General features: G+C 51.0%; 2 tRNA genes and 3 rRNA genes. All 5 read right to left on the reverse strand.

Annotated elements, in window-relative coordinates:
* Positions 1-385 (reverse strand): 23S ribosomal RNA (locus tag OIU26_RS25800); the annotation flags it as partial.
* Between the two features lie 129 nt (positions 386-514).
* Positions 515-590: transfer RNA gene (locus OIU26_RS25805), tRNA-Ala, on the reverse strand.
* A 20-nt stretch (positions 591-610) separates the two neighbouring features.
* Positions 611-687: transfer RNA gene (locus OIU26_RS25810), tRNA-Ile, on the reverse strand.
* 39 nt (positions 688-726) lie between these two features.
* Positions 727-843: ribosomal RNA gene (gene rrf, locus OIU26_RS25815) — 5S ribosomal RNA — on the reverse strand.
* A 118-nt stretch (positions 844-961) separates the two neighbouring features.
* A 16S ribosomal RNA gene (locus OIU26_RS25820) occupies positions 962-1,172 on the reverse strand; the annotation flags it as partial.

Consider the following 1,172-nt stretch of genomic DNA (forward strand, 5'->3'; position numbering starts at 1 on the left):
TACAGGGCTTTTACCTTCTCTGGCGGGCCTTTCCAGACCTCTTCATCTAACCGGTTCCTTTGTAACTCCATGTGAGACGTCCCACAACCCCAAGGAGCAAGCTCCTTGGTTTGGGCTAATCCGCGTTCGCTCGCCGCTACTGACGGAATCACTATTGTTTTCTCTTCCTCAGGGTACTTAGATGTTTCAGTTCCCCTGGTCTGCCTCTCACTCACCTATGAATTCAGTGAGTAGTGACTGTCGATGAAGACAGCCGGGTTTCCCCATTCGGACATCCCCGGATCAAAGCTTGCTTACAGCTCCCCGAGGCCTTATCGTTGTTCGCCACGTCCTTCGTCGGCTCCTGGCGCCTAGGCATCCTCCGTGTGCTCTTTGTAGCTTAACCTAGTATCTACAATGTAAATACGATATGCTACCTTTATTTCACTTGTTTACACAAGATCAGCTTAAAGGAATATTCTAAAACGCAATTTCGTTTCGGTATCCAGTTTTCAAGGTGCAATAATAAATCTTTTGGTGGAGCCAAGCGGGATCGAACCGCTGACCTCCTGCTTGCAAGGCAGGCGCTCTCCCAGCTGAGCTATGGCCCCAAAAGAAAATATAAAATTTATGGTGGGCCCTAGTGGACTCGAACCACCGACCTCACCCTTATCAGGGGTGCGCTCTAACCAGCTGAGCTAAGGGCCCATAATAAACCACCAAAAAAAGTTTTTCTTTAGTGGTTGCGCTTGGCGGCGTCCTACTCTCCCAGGACCCTGCGGTCCAAGTACCATCGGCGCTGGAGGGCTTAACGGTCGTGTTCGGGATGGGTACGTGTGGAACCCCTCCGCTATCGCCACCAAACGCTTGAGAGTTTGAACTCTCAAAACTGAGCAACGAGTGAGTAACAGGCCTAAACCTGAGTTTTGAAGCTTACGCTTCATATTTGAATGTTTCCATCGCAGGAAACGATTCTCCATAGAAAGGAGGTGATCCAGCCGCACCTTCCGATACGGCTACCTTGTTACGACTTCACCCCAATCATCTACCCCACCTTCGGCGGCTGGCTCCTTGCGGTTACCTCACCGACTTCGGGTGTTGTAAACTCTCGTGGTGTGACGGGCGGTGTGTACAAGACCCGGGAACGTATTCACCGCGGCATGCTGATCCGCGATTACTAGCAATTCCGACTT

This window comes from Paenibacillus sp. BT-177 (assembly GCF_025846815.2).
Classification (GTDB): domain Bacteria; phylum Bacillota; class Bacilli; order Paenibacillales; family Paenibacillaceae; genus Paenibacillus; species Paenibacillus polymyxa_C.